Annotated in this window: 16 protein-coding genes; 10 read left to right on the plus strand and 6 right to left on the minus strand. The window is 64.4% G+C overall.

Annotated elements, in window-relative coordinates:
- Nucleotides 1-71: 71 nt before the first annotated feature.
- Nucleotides 72-992, plus strand: a complete 921-nt coding sequence (locus AC3RCG_RS20150) for a LysR family transcriptional regulator (protein WP_492403180.1) — start codon at nt 72-74, stop codon at nt 990-992.
- A gap of 64 nt (nt 993-1,056) precedes the next feature.
- Nucleotides 1,057-1,590 (plus strand): DUF4256 domain-containing protein, encoded by a 534-nt coding sequence (locus AC3RCG_RS20155; protein ID WP_492403182.1) that lies wholly within the window; start codon nt 1,057-1,059, stop codon nt 1,588-1,590.
- Nucleotides 1,591-1,601: 11 nt separating this feature from the next.
- Here the strand turns inward: AC3RCG_RS20155 and AC3RCG_RS20160 are convergent, their stop codons facing one another.
- Both AC3RCG_RS20160 and AC3RCG_RS20165 read right to left on the minus strand, forming a co-directional pair.
- Entirely contained in the window at nt 1,602-3,758 is a 2,157-nt protein-coding gene (locus AC3RCG_RS20160) for a putative bifunctional diguanylate cyclase/phosphodiesterase (protein ID WP_070288739.1), read from the minus strand.
- A 154-nt stretch (nt 3,759-3,912) separates the two neighbouring features.
- A complete protein-coding gene (locus tag AC3RCG_RS20165) occupies nt 3,913-4,839 on the minus strand; it encodes a LysR family transcriptional regulator (protein WP_070224088.1) in 927 nt (308 codons plus the stop codon).
- Between the two features lie 166 nt (nt 4,840-5,005).
- Here AC3RCG_RS20165 and AC3RCG_RS20170 point away from each other — a divergent pair, with 166 nt between their 5' ends.
- From AC3RCG_RS20170 to AC3RCG_RS20195, 6 genes are all read left to right on the plus strand, one after another.
- Nucleotides 5,006-5,707: a pirin family protein gene (locus tag AC3RCG_RS20170; protein ID WP_492403185.1), complete on the plus strand. Its 702-nt coding sequence runs from the start codon at nt 5,006-5,008 to the stop codon at nt 5,705-5,707.
- Nucleotides 5,708-5,734: 27 nt separating this feature from the next.
- On the plus strand, nt 5,735-6,121 hold the full coding sequence (locus tag AC3RCG_RS20175) for a DoxX family protein (protein ID WP_070224091.1): 387 nt from the start codon (nt 5,735-5,737) through the stop codon (nt 6,119-6,121).
- A gap of 156 nt (nt 6,122-6,277) precedes the next feature.
- A complete protein-coding gene (locus AC3RCG_RS20180) occupies nt 6,278-8,521 on the plus strand; it encodes a PhoX family protein (protein ID WP_230505146.1) in 2,244 nt (747 codons plus the stop codon).
- A 220-nt stretch (nt 8,522-8,741) separates the two neighbouring features.
- The gene (ribA, locus tag AC3RCG_RS20185) at nt 8,742-9,395 is read left to right on the plus strand and encodes a GTP cyclohydrolase II (protein ID WP_070224093.1); all 654 of its coding nucleotides are present in this window, start codon (nt 8,742-8,744) and stop codon (nt 9,393-9,395) included.
- A 72-nt stretch (nt 9,396-9,467) separates the two neighbouring features.
- Nucleotides 9,468-10,865, plus strand: a complete 1,398-nt coding sequence (locus AC3RCG_RS20190; protein WP_492403189.1) for a S1 family peptidase — start codon at nt 9,468-9,470, stop codon at nt 10,863-10,865.
- Nucleotides 10,862-11,842: an FHA domain-containing protein gene (locus AC3RCG_RS20195; RefSeq protein WP_492403191.1), complete on the plus strand. Its 981-nt coding sequence runs from the start codon at nt 10,862-10,864 to the stop codon at nt 11,840-11,842. Before AC3RCG_RS20190 ends, AC3RCG_RS20195 begins: the two co-directional genes overlap by 4 nt.
- Nucleotides 11,843-11,936: 94 nt before the next feature.
- On the opposite strand, the gene AC3RCG_RS20200 is transcribed toward AC3RCG_RS20195, so the two are convergent.
- Nucleotides 11,937-12,593 (minus strand): CCXG family PEP-CTERM protein, encoded by a 657-nt coding sequence (locus AC3RCG_RS20200; RefSeq protein ID WP_070311446.1) that lies wholly within the window; start codon nt 12,591-12,593, stop codon nt 11,937-11,939.
- A gap of 515 nt (nt 12,594-13,108) precedes the next feature.
- Between AC3RCG_RS20200 and AC3RCG_RS20205 the strand changes: the two genes are divergently transcribed.
- The gene (locus AC3RCG_RS20205) at nt 13,109-13,447 is read left to right on the plus strand and encodes an MmcQ/YjbR family DNA-binding protein (RefSeq protein ID WP_046683867.1); all 339 of its coding nucleotides are present in this window, start codon (nt 13,109-13,111) and stop codon (nt 13,445-13,447) included.
- A 173-nt stretch (nt 13,448-13,620) separates the two neighbouring features.
- On the opposite strand, the gene AC3RCG_RS20210 is transcribed toward AC3RCG_RS20205, so the two are convergent.
- Nucleotides 13,621-14,241, minus strand: a complete 621-nt coding sequence (locus AC3RCG_RS20210; RefSeq protein WP_070224096.1) for a TetR/AcrR family transcriptional regulator — start codon at nt 14,239-14,241, stop codon at nt 13,621-13,623.
- Between the two features lie 90 nt (nt 14,242-14,331).
- Between AC3RCG_RS20210 and AC3RCG_RS20215 the strand changes: the two genes are divergently transcribed.
- On the plus strand, nt 14,332-15,549 hold the full coding sequence (locus tag AC3RCG_RS20215) for an MFS transporter (RefSeq protein WP_492403194.1): 1,218 nt from the start codon (nt 14,332-14,334) through the stop codon (nt 15,547-15,549).
- A 13-nt stretch (nt 15,550-15,562) separates the two neighbouring features.
- Here AC3RCG_RS20215 and AC3RCG_RS20220 read toward each other — a convergent pair whose 3' ends face one another.
- Together AC3RCG_RS20220 and AC3RCG_RS20225 are read right to left on the minus strand one after the other, a co-directional pair.
- Entirely contained in the window at nt 15,563-15,865 is a 303-nt protein-coding gene (locus AC3RCG_RS20220) for a hypothetical protein (RefSeq protein WP_492403196.1), read from the minus strand.
- A 57-nt stretch (nt 15,866-15,922) separates the two neighbouring features.
- Nucleotides 15,923-17,086, minus strand: coding sequence for a PQQ-dependent sugar dehydrogenase (locus AC3RCG_RS20225; protein WP_492403198.1), 1,164 nt, complete (start codon nt 17,084-17,086; stop codon nt 15,923-15,925).
- Nucleotides 17,087-17,097: the final 11 nt, after the last annotated feature.

Consider the following 17,097-nt stretch of genomic DNA (forward strand, 5'->3'; position numbering starts at 1 on the left):
TGGTTCAAGCGGGCCAGTGTATCGAGATAAATACTTTTGATATAGACTCCAATAATGGAAACACCTGTGAAATGGATTCAATAATGGCCAGGCAAGACATCAACCGCGCGTTCGAGATGGCCGTGTTCGTGGCCGTGGTGGAAACGGGCGCCTTTTCCGCCGCCGCGCGCCGCCTGGCCCTGACGCCGTCGGCCGTCAGCAAGCTCGTCAATCGCCTGGAAGCGCGGCTCGGCGCACGTTTGCTCCAGCGCAGCACACGCCAGCTGCACACGACGCCCGAGGGCGACGCCTTCTTCGTGCAGTGCAAGCGCATCCTCGACGATATCGATGGCGCCGAGCGCGAAGCATCGCAGGGCGCCGCGCCGCGCGGACGCCTGCGCATCAACTGTTTCGTGCCGTTCGGCGTGCGCCACCTGCTGCCCATCCTGCCCGAGTTCGCGCAGCGCTATCCCGACATCGTGCTCGACGTCGTCGTCAGCGACGCCATCGTCGACCTGCTGGAAGACCGCACCGACATCGCCATCCGCACGGGCACGCTGAAGGCATCGAACCTGGTGGCGCGCAAACTGGGCGAAGACACGATGGTCGTCGTCGCCTCGCCAGCCTACGCGGCGCGGCACGGCCTGCCGCGCACGCCGCAGGAATTATCTGAACACAATTTATTGGCATTCAACTTCCGCTGCCAGAACGAAACGTGGCCCTTCCTCGACGGGAGCGGCGGCACCTTGCAGGTGGCGCCGCAGGGCAATACCTGCGTCAGCGATGGCGAAAGCATGCGCCAGCTGGCGCTGGCGGGCATGGGCCTGGGACGCTTTTCGCGCCAGCACGTGCAGCGCGACATCGAGCAAGGCCGACTCATGCCAGTGCTGCAGGACTACAATCCGGGCGACAAGGAACTCGTGCACGCCGTCTTCGTGGGACCGGGCCTGCAAGTGCCGGCCAGGGTGCGCGTGATGCTCGATTATCTGCTGGAAAAAGTGCAGCTGGGATGAGCGCCGCCAGCCGGCATCGCGTCTTATAATCGGCCATATCGCTGAACTTCCAGGGAGCCGCGCCATGCATGATGACTTGATCCGCACCTTGCAAACCCGCTTCAGCCGGCACATGCACCGCCATCCGGGATGGACCTGGGACAGCGTGCTGGCGCGCTTGAACGCCGCTCCCGCCAGCCTGGTGGCATTGCAGAAAATGGAAGACACGGGCGGCGAACCGGACGTCATCGGGCACGCCGACGAGACGGACGCCGTCACGTTTTGCGATTGCTCAACAGAAAGCCCGATCGGCCGGCGCAGCCTGTGTTTCGACGCGGCGGCCCTGGCTGCGCGCAAGGCCAACAAGCCGGCCGGCAGCGCGCTCGCCATGGCGCAGGCGATGGGCATCGCCTTGCTGACGCAGGTGCAGTACCGGCAGCTGCAAGAGCTGGAACCGTTCGACCGCAAGACCTCGAGCTGGATCGCCACGCCGGACAGCATCCGGGCGTTGGGCGGCGCCCTGTTTGGCGACCGCCGCTATGACCAGGTCTTCGTCTATCACAACGGCGCCGAATCGTATTATGCGAGCCGGGGCTTTCGCGGACTGCTGCGCGTCTGAGCGACGCCGGTTCAGACCGCCTCTTCCAGGCGCAACTGCCGGCCTTCATCGAGCATCAGCTCGAATTCGGCCGCCGGCACGGCCGGGCTGAACAGATAGCCTTGCAGCTGGTCGCAGCCGAGTTCGCGCAGGAAGCGCATCTGCTCGGCCGTTTCCACCCCTTCGGCGACGATTTCCTGGCGCAGCTGCTGCGCCATGGTGACGATGGCGCGGGCGATGGCGCAATCGTTTTCCTCGAAGGGCAAGCCGATGACGAAGGAGCGGTCGATTTTCAATGTGCTGATGGGGAATTTCTTCAGGTAGGCGAGGCTGGAATAGCCGGTGCCGAAGTCATCGAGCGCCAGCGCCAGTCCCATGGCCACCAGCTGGTTCATGATGCCGATGACCTTGTCGGCGCCGCGCATCAGCAGGCTTTCCGTGATTTCCAGCATGATCTGGTCGGGCCGCACCTGGTAGCGCTCGAGTACGGCCGCTATGCGCGCCGGCAACTGTTCATCGAACTGGCGCGCCGACAGGTTGACGGCGATGGCCGGCATGTGCAGGCCACGGTCTTCCCAGCTGCGGATCTGGCGGCACGCCTCGTCCAGCACCCAGGTGCCCAGCTCCAGAATCAGACTGGTTTCCTCGGCGACGGGGATGAAGACGCCGGGCGAAACCATGCCGCGCATCGGATGCTTCCAGCGCAGCAAGGCTTCCGCGCCCACGATGCGTCCGCTGGCCAGGCTCACTTTCGGCTGGTAATGCAATTCCAGCTCCTTGTCGCCGAGCGCCAGCCGCATTTCGCTTTCCAGGCGCAGATGCTCCTTGGCCCTGCGGTTCATGTCTTCGCGGTAGAACAGGAAGGTCGATTCGATGGTCTGCCCCGCCTTGGCCACGGCCACGTCGGCAAAGCGGAACAGGGCCGGCGCTTCCAGGCCGTCTTCCGGATACACGGTGATGCCGATGCTGGCGCCCACGTGCAGCGCGTGCGCGTCGATATTGATCGGCGCCTCGAGCAGGTTGAGCAGCTTTTGCGCCACGTTGGCCGCGTGTTCGCGCTTTTCGATGTGCAGCAGGGCCACGACGAATTTGCTGTTGTCGACCCGCGCCAGGATGTCGGCGTCGCGCAGGGCGCCGCGGAACAGCTGGCCGATGGCGATCACCAGCTGGTCGCCCACTTCATGGCCCAGGGTGTCGCTGATGGAACCGATGCGGCTGATGTCGATGACCATCAGCGCGCCATGCGTGCCTTGCCGTTTCGCTTCGGCCAGGCCCTGGTCGACCAATTGGTTCAGCAGGCAGCGGTTGGGCAATCCCGTCAGGCTGTCGTAGTTGGCCATGCGCTGCATGCGCGCCTCGGCATCCTTGTGCACCGAGATATCGGAAAACAGGGAAAATACATGGCTGATTTCGCCAAATTCGTCGCGCACGACGCTGATGGTGACGTCTTGCGGGAACAGTTCGCCATTCTTGCGCTTGCCGATGATTTCGCCGCGCCAGGAACCGTGGCCGCGCATGGCGGCGCGCACCTTGGCGCGGAAATCCGGGTCGTGCACGCCCGAGCGCAGCAAGTCCGGCGTGCGGCCGATGGCTTCGGCCGGCGAATAGCCGGTGATGCGGGAAAACGAGCTGTTGATCGAGACGATGCGCTCTTCCGCATCCGTGATCAGCACGGCTTGCTCGCTGTCTTCGATGATGCGGGCGTGCAACCGGACCTTGTCCACGTCGGACAGCGGCTCGCTCATGGCCGACAGGCGCACGGCCATGCCGCAGCCCTTGCCCGCCTGGTCGTGGATCACATGGCGGTGCATGCGCAGCCATGTCACCATGCCCGACTTCTTGCGCCGGCGCACATCGGTGGCCACGTCGCCCTGCGTGAAATGCAGTTCCAGCACGCTCGCTTCCGCGTCGTCTTCCGGATACAAAAACAGGATGTGCTGGCCCAGTGCTTCCAGTTCGGAATAGCCGAACATCTGTTCGGCGCCATGGTTCCAGCCGATCAAAAAGCCGTCGGGATCGATTTCCAGCAAGGCGTCGGGGGGCGCCACGCGCACCACGGGCCGGCTGGCGCCGCGCAGCCGCTCCAGCTCTTCCTCCAGCCGCGCCAGGGTGGCGGCCTGCTGCGGCCCCGCCTGTTCACGGGCATCCTGGGCGAGGCGCAGGCACAGCGCGACCTTCGCCTCAAGCATGGCAACCCCACTCTTGGACCAGGTCAGGGGAAGGTATCAGGGGCGCTGCGGTGTGTGTAATCATCAAAATCCCACTGTGGGGCGTGGAGGTCGGGCGGGAAATACTGTGAATATGGTAACTTAAAAGTGTTGGCGTATGTCAACATTTTAAGGCCTACGCCGAATGGCCGGGCAGATGTTGCGCCAGGCGGGCAAACACATCTGGTTCGCGCATGCGCGCCATCCACCAGCGCAGCGCGGCGCCATCCTCGCCCACTCTCCAGGCCAGGTAAAACGTTTCCGACGGTTTCGGCTCTTCCACGGCCTTTTCCACCAGCAAGCCACGCGCGATGGCGGCGCGCGCACACGGCCCCGGCAGGAAGCCAAAGCCCAGCCCCAGCACCTGGTAATCGAACTTGACCTGCATGTTCGGCACGCTCAAGGCATCTTGCCCCAGCAGCAGCCCCACCGTGCGCGGCGCCATCTGGCGCGCCGAATCGGCCACCACCACGGCCCGGTGCTGCTGCAAATGGCCGCGCGACAAGGGTTCGGCCACCTGCGCCAGCGGATGCGTGGGCGCCACGGTAAAGACGAAGTCGAGCATGCCGATCGGCTGCGCGATATAGCCGCCGCCCGCCGGCCCGTCGCCTGGCGCGCCCACCAGCAAATCGGCGCGCCGGTCCAGCAGCGCTTCCCAGGTGCCCGACAGGGTGTCTTGCGACAGGCGCAAGCGCGTCTGCTGCGCCACGTCGTAAAAGGCGCGCACGTCGTCGGCCAGGGCCACGGCGGAAAACATGGAATCGATGCCGATGGATAATTCCGTTTCCCAGCCGGACGCCACCCTGCGCACGCGGTGTTCGAGGTCCTGCGCCGCCTTCAGCAAATACCTGCCCTCTTTCAGCAATTCCTGGCCAGCCGCCGTCAGCATGACTTTCGGGCCATTGCGCTGGAACACCTGCACGCCCAGGTCGTCCTCGAGCTTGGCCACCGTATAGGAAATGGTGGACGGGACTTTATGCAACTCCTTGCCGGCCGACGAGAACGATCCACGGCGGTCGATGGCGTCGACGATTTGCAGCGCTTCCAGGCTCAGTCTTAACATTCGATTTTTTCGATCATAGGTCGCAAGATTTTCCGTTTTTCTTTCTCTTCTGAGGCGCCTATACTTTGTTCATCGTACAGCGAAGGTCAGAGAGAAGCCAAGGCATAGCGCCAGGCAACGGTCCTTCGAAATTATCGCACATTAACCTTTAGAAACGGAGTCCACCATGTTACAGATTCGTCATAGCGAAGAACGCGGCGCCGCCAACCACGGCTGGCTCAATTCCCACCACAGCTTTTCCTTCGGCAGCTACCACGATCCGCTGCACATGGGTTTTGGCCCCCTGCTGGTGATCAATGAAGACCGGGTCACGCCAGGCCAGGGTTTCGGCACGCACGGCCACCGCGACATGGAAATCATTTCGTATGTCCTCGACGGCGCGCTCGAGCACAAGGACAGCATGGGTACCGGTTCCGTGCTGCACTACGGCGATGTCCAGCGCATGAGCGCTGGCAGCGGCGTGCGCCACAGCGAGTTCAACCATTCAAACACGGATGGCTTGCACTTCCTGCAGATCTGGATCCAGCCGAACGTGACGGGCATTTCCCCCAGCTATGAAGAGAAACACTTCACGCCGGAAAGCAAACGGGGCAAGCTGCGCTTGATCGCCTCGTCCGACGGCCGCCAGGGTTCCGTGCTGATCCACCAGGATGCGGCCATCTACGCCAGCATCCTGCAGGAAGGCGAGCAGGCCGAACATGCGCTGGAAGAAGGCCGCCTCGCCTATGTGCACCTGATCCGCGGCAGCCTGGTCGTCAACGGCACGCCCTTGAAAGCGGGCGATGCGCTGAAACTGACGCAGGAAGCGGCCGTGATCCTCACGCAAGCAGAGGACGCAGAGTTTCTGGTCTTCGATTTACCGAAATAATTGATAAATACAAAGAAAGAGAAAATCATGGAAAACAGAACCAACGTATTGCTGCCCCTCGGCCGTGCCGCCCTTGGCGTGCTGTTCTTTGTCTCGGGCTTGCTGAAAATCGGCGGCTTTGCGGGGGTGGCCGGCTACATGGCCAGCCAGGGGTTGCCGATCGCCAATATCTTGCTGGTGGGCGTGATTGTGCTGGAAGTGGGCGGCGGCCTGCTGCTGATCACGGGGTGGCAGGCGCGCTGGGCGGCGCTGGCCTTGGCGCTGTTCCTGATTCCGACCACCGTGATCTTCCACGCCTTCTGGAGCGCCGATGCGGCCCACTTTCAGGACCAGCTGACGAACTTCCTGAAGAACCTGTCCATCTTCGGCGGCATGCTCTTGCTGGTGGAGCGCGGCTTTCGCCAGGCCAAGTGAGGCCAAGGCTGCCTGACCGGAGGGCCCCGTCATCGACGCGTCCGGTCCGGCCGGCAGCCTGTCACCGTTTTGTCATCAAGCTGACATGGCGCTGTCACATACGCTGACTATCATGCGGTTGCCTTTAAATCACGCAACCACAGGACATCGCAGCCCATGAACAAGCCCAACGATCTGGCCATCCGCGCCACCGATCTGAACGACATCGACAGCAACGCGTCCCACGACAACCATTTCAACAGCATCCTGAACGCCCGCCTGAGCCGCCGCAACTGGCTGCGCGGCAGCGCCGTCACGGCCGCTACCGCCGTCATGGGTTCGATGGGTCTGTCCGCCTGTGGCGGCGGCAGCGATGCGGCGGCCGTCACGCCGACGCCAACGCCGACACCCGAAAAACTGCTGGCCTTCACGGCCGTGCCGAAAAGCCTGGCCGACGTCGTGTCGGTGCCGGCCGGCTACACGGCCACCGCGCTGTATGCGCTGGGCGACTCGCTGCGCGCGGCCACGCCAGCCTACAAGAATGACGGCAGCGATACCGATTTCGACAACCGCGCCGGCGACCACCACGACGGCATGGAATACTACGGCCTGTCCGCCGCCGGCGCGCCGCTGGCCTCCGGCACCGAACGGGGCTTGCTGGCGATGAACCACGAAGCGACCACGGACGAAAAACTGTCCTCGCACTTCCTGCACGTGAATGGCGGCACCACCACGCTGCCGCGCCCCGCCGCCGAAGTCGACAAGGAAGTGGCCGTCCACGGCCTGAGCGTGGTGGAAGTCAAAAAGACGGGCAGCACCTGGGCCACCGTCAACGATTCCGCCTTCAACCGCCGCGTCACGCCGCTGACGGACATCGAGCTTGCCGGCCCCGTGCGCGGCAACGCCCTCGTGGTGACCAAGTATTCGCCGACCGGCACCAAGACGCGCGGCACCATCAACAACTGCGGCACGGGCAAGTCGCCTTGGGGCAGCTACCTCTCCGGCGAAGAAAACTGGGCCGGCTACTTCACGCGCTCGGCCACCGACAACGCGGCGCGCGGCGACAAGTCCGTGGTGTCGCTGAACCGCTATGGCCGCAGCCAGGGCGGCGCCTCGCGCCACGGCTGGGAAACGGGCGGCAGCGATGACAAATACGCGCGCTGGAACCTGAGCAAGATCGGCGCATCAGCCGACGGCAGCGACGATTACCGCAATGAATTGAACGGCATGGGCTACATCGTCGAAATGGACCCGTACGACAAGACCAAGGCGATCCGCAAGCGCACGGCGCTGGGCCGCTACGCGCACGAAAGCGCCGCCTTCAGCGTGCCAACCGTGGGCCAGCAGCTGGCCGTCTACATGGGCGACGATTCGCGCAACGAATACATCTACAAATTCGTCACGACGGCCGTCTGGGCCGCCGCGGATGCGACGCCTGCGGACCGTATCGCCACCGGCGACAAATACCTCGATTCGGGCAAGCTGTACGTGGCCAAGCTGGCCGCCGACGGCACGGGCCAGTGGATCGAGTTGTCCCTGTCGAACGCGCAGATCCAGACGTACGGCGCCTACAAGTTCGCCGACCTGGCCGACGTGCTGGTCAATGCCCGCCTGGCGGCCGACGCCGTGGGCGCGACGAAGATGGACCGTCCGGAATGGTGCTCGGTCAACCCGGCCAATGGCGAAATCTATTACACGCTGACCAACAACTCGAACCGCACCGTCAATCCGAGCGGCTCGTCGCAGCTGGCGCCCGACAGCGCCAACCCGCGCGCCTACACGGACATGAAGGGCAGCAGCGCGCAGAACGGCAATCCGAACGGCCATATCATCCGCTTCAAGGAAGGCACGGGCGCGGCGGCGGCCACCAGCTTTACGTGGGACGTCTACCTGTTTGGCGCCGAGAGCGGCGCCGACGCCAGCAAGATCAACCTGTCGAACCTGACGGCCGACCAGGATTTCTCGAGCCCGGACGGCCTGGCCTTCAGCCCCTACACGGGCATCTGCTGGATCCAGACGGACGATGGCGCGTACACGGATGTGACCAACTGCATGATGCTCGCGGCCATCCCCGGCAAGGTGGGCGACGGCGCCAAGTCCACCCTGAACTACGCCACGGCGGCCGGCGGCAACCTGGCGGTCGACACCTTCATCGGCAAGAAACCCACGGCCGACACGCTCAAGCGCTTCCTGGTGGGGCCGGTCGGCTCGGAAATCACGGGCATCAGCGAAACGCCCGACGGCAAGACCATGTTCATCAATATCCAGCATCCGGGCGAAAACACCGCGCTGGCCAACATCGGCGATCCGTCCAAGTACACGAGCCAATGGCCGGCCAACGCCGGTTACGGCGCCGGTAAGCGTCCCCGCTCGGCCACCATCGTGATCACCAAGAACGACGGCGGCCGCATCGGCAGTTGATGTGACGTGCCTGGCGGCGGCATCCGCCAGGCATAGCCCGCCATCGACCTTGTAAAAGGAGGAAGTGCCCCTAAGTAAGGTTCATCACCAGACATTGCAACGACCGAATGGCAGCCAGGGAAAACGTTTCCCTGCTTTTTGGTATGATGGCAAGGCGCGCCGGCACCGGAGTGGTGTCGCGCGCCTTTTATTTTTGACAATTACTTATATGAGCACAACCATGCAAAGCGGCGCAGACCTCCTGGCGACAGGCGAATTGGATTACACGACTTCCTGCGCACTGCCGACGCCGTGGGCCCAGTTCACCCTGCACGCCTTTGTCGAGCACGCCACGGGCAAGGAACACCTGGCCATGGTGCTGGGCGATATCGGCAACGGCGAACCGGTGCTGGCGCGCGTGCATTCCGAGTGCCTGACGGGCGACGTGCTGTTTTCCCAGCGCTGCGACTGCGGTGCCCAGCTCGAGGGTGCCTTGAAACGCATCGCCGAGGAAGGCCGCGGCATCTTGCTGTACCTGCGCCAGGAAGGGCGCGGCATTGGCCTGATCAATAAAATCCGCGCCTACCGCCTGCAAGAGGCGGGCGCCGACACGGTGCAGGCGAATGAACAGCTGGGCTTCAAGGCCGACGCGCGCAACTACACCTTGTGCAAGCCCATGTTTGCGCAATTCGGCATCCACAGCCTGCGTTTGATGACGAACAATCCGCGCAAGATCGCGGCCATGGAAGCGCTGGGCATCACGGTGGCCGAACGGGTGCCGCTGCTGGTCAACCGCAATGCGTTCAACCAGCACTACCTGAATACCAAGCAAAGCAAACTGGGCCACATGATGACGCCGGAAACGGCGCCGGCGCTGGAAGACGGCGCCCTGTAATTGCCAAGCGGCTAGCCGCGCCGGCGCGGCAGCGCGCCCCCCGTTTCGCTCCTGCTCACGCACAAAGGATGCATGAAATTCTCTGACTACGCCTGCTTGCTGGCCAGCCTGTGCGCTGGCGCAGGCGCCCACGCGGCCCCGGCCCCGGCGCCGGCGCCAGCCGCGGCCACCGCCGCTTCGACTCCCCCCGCCAAGCCGCCGCCGGCCACCGCCGCGCCTGCCGCCACCGAACATGCGGCCCTGCCGCCGCCCTCGTCGGCCGCGCAAAAACTGTACACGGCCGCGCGCGCCGATATTTTGCAAGTGCGCGTGCTGCTGAAAAACGGCCGCACGCAATCGTCCGTCGGCTCCGGCTTTTTGATCGGCACGGGCGACCTGGTGGTGAGCAACTATCACGTCGTGTCGCAATTCGCCCTCGACCCGGACACCTATGTGGGCGAATGGGTCGACACGAGCGGCCAGCGGGGCAATGTGGAATTGCTGGCCGTCGACGTGCTGCACGACCTGGCCGTGCTGCGCGTGAACCGCCATGGCACGGGCTTTTTCAAGATGCCGGAAGCGCTGGCGCCCCTGACGCAGGGCCAGTACCTGTATTCGATGGGCAACCCGCTGGACCTGGGTTTCGCCATTTCGGAAGGCTCGTACAACGGCGTCGTCACGCGCAGCTTCTACGACCAGCTGATGTTTACGGGACCGATCAATTCCGGCATGAGCGGCGGCCCCAGCGTCACTGCGAATGGCGACGTCGCGGGCGTGAACGTGTCGAAACGCCTCGACGGCGAACTCGTCAGTTTTCTCGTGCCGGCCCGCTATGCCCAGCAATTGCTGGCCAAGGTGGCGCAGCAAGGCAAGCCGCCGAAAGACTTCAAGCCACTGGTGACGGCGCAACTGCTGGCGCACCAGGAAGTCATGCTGGCGCGCCTGCTCGACACGCCGTTGAGCCTGAAAGCCATGGGCCCGTACCGCGTGCCCGTGCGCGAGTCCGACCAGATGCGCTGCTGGGGGCGCTCCAACGTCAAGTCCGACAAGCCTTACTTGCTCGACAACACCAGTTGCGCCATGGAGTCGGCCATCTTCATTTCCGGCGCCCTGCAGACGGGGCAAGTGTCGATGCGCCACGAATTCCTGCGCAGCAGCGAACTGGGTCCGCTGCGCTTTTCCGAGCTGGCCAGCGCCTCGTTCAAGAACGAAAGTTTTGGCAGCTACAAGAGCGCGCACCTGACAGGCCCCCATTGCACCGAACAGTTCGTCAAAAACAAGACCCTGCCCCTGCGCGCCGTGCTGTGCGTGCGCGCCTACCGCAAGTTTACGGGACTGTACGACTTTGCCCTGCTGGCCGCCAGCACCGATGAGCCGCTCATGAGCCTGCAAAGCCGCATCGACGCGCGCGGCGTGTCCTACGCCAACGGCATGCGCGTCACGCGCACCTTCCTCGAAGCGCTGTCGCGGGAAAGCGGCCGCAAGCCATGAAGCCGCCCTATTACCTTGAAATCCTCGCCGAGAATGGCGAAGTGCAGCGGCGCCAGCGGATGGAGTCCCTGCCGATCCGCATCGGCCGCAGCTATGACAACGACTTCATCCTCGACGATCCGCATACGGCGGCCGAGCACGCCATTGTCGAGGACGATGGCGCAGGCGGCCTGCTGCTGCGCGACCTGGGCAGCCATAACGGCGTGATCCACCTGGGGCTGCGGCAAGCGCAGGTGACCCTGAACGGCAACAGCATCGTGCGCCTGGGCCACACGCGCCTGCGCGTGCGCGCCAGCGACCATCCGGTGGCGCCCGAACTGGGCGACACGACCAGGCATGACTGGGAAGGCTTGCGCCCGGCCGTCGCCGGCCTGGCCATGATCGGCGCTTCGGCCGCCTTCAGCAACTGGCTCAGCGATGCGGACGCCTTCGACCCGATTTCCTACCTGATGATCATCGCCACCGCGCTGGCCGGCGGCCTCGTGTGGTCGTCGATCTGGGCCGTGGCGAACCGTCTGTTCGGCCATGTGGCGCGCTTCGGCCGCCACCTGTTTATCATCGGTTGCGGCTTGCTGGCCATGGAAGTGTGGGAACTGGGCAGCAAGGTGGCGGCGTATGCGTTCTCGCTGGAAGCGCTGACGCGCTACGGACGGCATATGTTCATCGTCATCGTCTGCGCCATGATCTACTACCATCTGTGCACGATCAAGCCGCAGCATCCGCGCCGCTTCGGCCTCGTCGCCGTCGTGCTGGCCATCCTTGGCTCGAGCCTGATTTTGCTGAGCAACCTGCAGATCAGCGGCCGCCTGGCCGACGAGGCGTACATGTCGGCGATCTACCCGCCGGCCTTGCGCCTGAGCCCGGATCACACGACGGATGCCTTCTTCCGCGACGCGGCCAGCCTGCAGCGCGCCGTCGACGCCGAACGGGGCAAGGCGGCCAAGGGCGCCGACGAAGATGAAGACAGCGGCGATTGACGATGCAAGCGCCGCCAGGCAAAAAGCCCGCCGAGTCCTGACAGACCGGCGGGCTTTTTTTAAGTGCGCCGCGAGGCGCGCAGCGTATCGCTGTTTAGAACTTGGCTTCCTGCTTGCGGCGCGCCGTAAAGCCCAGCAAGCCCAGGCCGACCAGCAGCATGGCGTAGGTGGTTGGCTCAGGGACGGCCGAGATCAAGCCATCGTTGGCGCCGAAGCTGACGAAATTGCTGTTGCCCGCCTTGAACTGCGCTTGCTGGCCGCCATCGCAGCAACCTTCCAGGCCGTAGATGCTCAGGGTATGGTTACCGGCCGACAAGGCGCTCGAACCGCTGAGGAACTGGCTGCCATTGTTGTAGTTGCCTGCCCACCACATGTCGTTGCTCTTGAAGTCCAGCGCCACGCCATCGAGGAACAGGGCGCCGCCCTTGCCGAAGTCGACGCCGCTGCGGAAGCTCCAGGCGCCCGCATCGGCCGCGCTGACGCCAAAGTTGATGACGGATTTGAAGGCGATGTTCGAGCCGCTGCCGAACAGGCCGCTGTTGTTGACGTTATCGTAGCTGGCAATCGTCGTCGAGCCATAGCCGGCGCCTGGCGTGGCCACGGCCGCGTTCACGGCGGACTCATAGGCGGCGGCGGAGCTTTGCGCGCCAGCGTTCGAATAGCCGGTGGACACGGTGATGGTGCTGGCGTTCGCGTGGGCAAACGCACCGACAACGATCAGGGACAGGGCGATTTTAGGCAAGTTTTTCATGATGGTATCCAGTAAGTAAGTATTCAGTGGGCGCAGCAAGGGGCACTGGAGCTGAATACACGCTGCATTGAGGCGTGTCGGCATAGCGCCAGGAATTGCAAGGATGAGCGGTCGGGGGCGTGAACTTCCGCGTGACAGTGCGGACTTGCGGCGTGCCATGGCGGCACTGCAAGCGTCCTGGAAAGGGTTCGGGTTCCCGGGACAAGGCCAGACAATTGACGGGTCAGGTAAGACGATGGAGCTATTCTAGCGTAAATTCCCCAGAAGAAAAGTATTTTTCTTTTGACCATGAAAGATATTTTTCTGGCAATCACCTGCCCGGCGGCAGAAAAGCGCCAGCTTCCACTCTGGCGCGACGGCCATCTGCGGCGCGCGGCATGTCGCGGCGGCACCACAGATCAGGCCGTCAGTGTCGCATCGCGCGCATTTCTTTTCGCATGCCGCTGCACCACGGGGCGAAACAGCATGGCAAAATGTAGTCACGCTGCTATCTGTCCGATGAGGGGGAAAGAGGAATGGTCGACCTGGAAGAACTACGCTATCTGGCACTGTCGTTTCCCGACACAAGCGAGGAAGAACACCACGACCGTCCAGCCTTCCGCGTGGGCGGGAAGATCTTTGCCACCCTGCCCGATGACGAGCACATCAACGTGCTGCTCGATGCGGAAGCGGCGCATATCGCCACCGTCATCACGCCATCGGGCTGCGAGAAACTCTGGTGGGGCGAACGGCTGGCCGGCATCACGGTATGCCTGGCGGACGCGGAGCTGGACATGCTGGCCGCCGCTCTGACGGCCGCCTGGCGGCGCAAGGCACCCAGCGACCTGGCCAAGACCATCGCCCCGACGGGCTAAGTAACCCCCAATAAATTATTGTGATTTCTGACTGCCATAATCGGCGCTCTGCAAGGTGGCCGACGAGGCTTGCTCACTGCTAGCAGTGCCCGCACTGCGTCGCAGCGAGCGCCTTGCATAGCATCCGGTTCTGTTCGTCATAAATTCACACTGATTTCCCGAGGATTACTTAGTTACATCGGCCAATTGCGCAGCAGCAAACCCACCATTTGCTGCAATTGCTCGCGCGAGACGCCGGCGGCCGCCTGGATGGCCATGCCCTGCGACAAGGTCACGACAAAGCGCGCCTGCTGCTCCGGGCAGGAATCGGGCGGCAAATCCCCCTCCTCCTTGGCACGCCGCAAGCGGTCGCGCAATTTGATTTCACCGCGCAGCCGGCGCGCGAACAATTCATCGCGGATCGGCAAGGCGTCGTCGCTGCAGGCGAGCGCCGCATTGACGCCCATGCAGCCGTGCGGGCCGTCCGGCATGGTTTGCGCGTCGACATACTGCGTCAGCAGGGCTTCCACCACCTGGCGCGCCGTCGGCTGTTCCAGCGCCGCATCGAAAAACCGCATGCGCGTGTCGCTGTAGCGCTCGAGTGCCTTGTGGAACAATTGCTCCTTGTTGCCGAAGACGGCGTACAGGCTGGGCCGGTTCATGCCCATGGCCTTCGTCAATTCCGGCAAGGAACTGCCCTCATAGCCCTTTTCCCAGAACACTTTCATGGCGCAATCGAGCGCCTCGTCCGCGTCAAACGTGCGTGGCCGCCCCGTTTTCGCCTTGACGACTTCCTCTTTTTTATCTTGTTTCATACCGTTCGGTAAAAAATTATTGACAACACTGTCTGCCTGCCCCGATTATATACCGACCGGTTAAAAACCTCCCGGCTTTTCAGGAACCCTATGCACACACCTTCCAACACCTCTGCCGACGATACCACCGTGGCGCCGTGGCTGGCCGTCTTATCGGTCGGCATCGGCGCCTTCGCCCTCGTCACCTCCGAATTCCTGCCCGTCGGCCTGCTGCCCGCGATGGCCGCCGAACTGGCCATCAGCAAGGGCCAGGCGGGGCTGATGATCACCACACCCGGCATCGTTGCCGCGTTCGCCGCCATCTTCGTCACCGTCGGCTCGGGCCGGCTGGACCGCCGCATCGTGCTGCTGGCGCTCACCGCCCTGCTCGTCGCCTCGAACCTGCTGGTGGCGCTGGCGCCCTCGTATGCGTGGATACTGCTGGGCCGCGCCATGCTGGGCGTGGGCGTGGGCGGTTTCTGGGCCATCGGCAGCGCCATCGGACCGCGCCTGGTGGCGCCGCAGCATGCGTCGCGCGCCATGTCCATCATCTTCGCCGGCGTCTCGCTGGGCACGGTGGCGGGCGTGCCGGCCGGCGCGCTCGTGGGCGAGCTGGTGGGCTGGCGCGTCGCCTTCGGCGCGGCCAGCGCCATTGCCGTGCTGGTCTTCATCGGCCAGCTCTTGCTGCTGCCCAAGCTGCCGCCGACGCAGGCCATCCGCCTGCGCCAGCTGCCGATGATTTTCGGCATCCGCAAGGCCAGGCTGGGCCTGATCGCCACGGCCATGCTCTTCACGGGCCAGTTCGCCGCTTACACGTATATCGCGCCCTTCCTCACGCAAATCTCGCACCTGGCGGCCGGCACGGTCAGCGCCATGCTGCTCGTGTACGGCGCTTCCGGCTTCATCGGCAACCTCGTGGGGGGCTGGGGCGCCGGCCGCTACGAACGGGCCGCGCTGATGGTCACAGGCGCCGTACTGGGCCTGTCCACCCTGGCCCTGGCCGCGTTCGGCAGCCATTCCGTGACGGCCATGCTGCTGGTGGCCGTCTGGGGCTTCGGTTTCGGCGCCATGCCGATCGCCGTGCAGACGTGGATGTTCAAGGCGGCGCCCCATTTGATGGAAGGCAGCAGCGCGCTGTTCGTTGCGATCGTGCAAGTATCGCTGGCGTCGGGCGCCTTGCTCGGCGGCATGGCCGTCGACCGGCTGGGCGTGTCGAGCGCGATGGTGGTGGGCGGCCTGTTCGCCCTCGGCTGCGCCTTGACGATCGCGCTGTTCGGCAAGCCGCAGCTTGCCGCCAAGGCGGCAGCCGGCGCGGCTTGCGAGGCGTAGGAAGGCTGTGGCGTCAGATGCGGCCGCGGCGGAATTCGCCGAGGAATTTCGTCACTTCGGCCGGCGTCATGGGCACGTCCGCATCGCCGTGATAGGCATACAGGAAGGGCGTGCCACCCAGGCGGTCCGTCAGCTTGGCAAAGAGCAAGAAGCGGCTGCCCAGCGGATAGCGCTGCAGGTCAACCAGGCGGCGCGAGCACTGCACGGCCAGTTCGGGAGAGAAGGCCTGGCCCGGCACGGGGCGGATTTCCACGCGGCCATCAATCGCGCGCGATTCGACGGCAACGTGCCGGTATGCATAAGTATCACGGGCCATGCCGCCACCTTGAATGAAATAAAGGCGCCATCTTAAGCGAAGATGGCGCCTGGCGTATTACCGCGGCACGATGCGCAGCAGGCGGCCATTGTCTTCGTCCGTCAGCGCATACAGGTAGCCATCCGGTCCCTGGCGCACGTCGCGCACGCGCGCGCCGATGTCCAGGCGGTCCTGGCCCGTCACCTTGCCGTTCGCATCGACGGCGATGCGGCGGATATCCTTGGCCGCCAGGCCGCCGCTGAAGATGCTGCCGCGCCAGGCGGCGATCTTGTCGCCCGTATAGACGGCCAGCCCGGACGGGGCCGGCGACGGCACCCAGGCCACGCTGGGATTGAGCATGCCCGCCACTTCATGCTTGCCGACGGGTTCATGCGTCTTGTAGTCGGCGCCGTAGCTTTGCAGGGGCCAGCCATAGTTGCCGCCCGCCACCACCAGGTTCAGCTCGTCGCCGCCGTACGGCCCGTGTTCCGTGGCCCACACGCGGCCGGAAACAGGATCGAGTGCCAGGCCCTGCACGTTGCGGTGGCCATACGACCAGATTTCCGGCAAGGCGCCCTTGGCGGCCAGCGGATTGCCGGGCGCCGGTTTGCCGTCTTGCGTCAGGCGCAGGATGGAGCCCTGGTGCGTGGCCAGGTTTTGCGCCTGCTCGCGCGCCAGGCGGTCGCCGATGCGCAATGGCGGATTGCCGCCGTCGGCCACGCTCATCAGCAAAGTGCCATCCGGCAGCCACAGCAGGCGCGAACCGAAATGCTGGCCGCCGCTCTTGTCGGTCGCCACCTTGAACAGGGTCTCGATGCCCGTCACCTTCTTGCCATCGAACACGCCGCGCACGAGCGTCGTGCGGTTCGCGTCGTTATTTCCCGTGGACACCGTCATGTAGACGCGCGGGTTCGGCTTGCCCGCATCCTGCGGATGCAGCACGATATCGAGCAAGCCGCCCTGCCCGCCCGTAAACACCTTGGGCATGCCTTCCAGCACCACGTCCTCGAATGTCTTGCCAGTGAGCAGATGCAAGGTCCCCTGCTTGCTGGTGACGAGCGCGCGGCCCTCGCCCAGCCAGGCGATGCCCCACGGCTGGCGCACGCCCTGCGCGACGGTCTCGGCCTTCCAGCCTTGTCTGGCGGCGGGCGGCTCGCCCGTGGCTTGCAGTTCAGCCCAGGCCGCTGGCGCGGCAGTCAATGCCAGTGCAAGCGCGATACCGGTACGGCGTAACTGGAACATGGCGACTCCTG

The sequence above is a fragment of the Janthinobacterium sp. GW823-FHT01H08 genome (assembly GCF_058797855.1).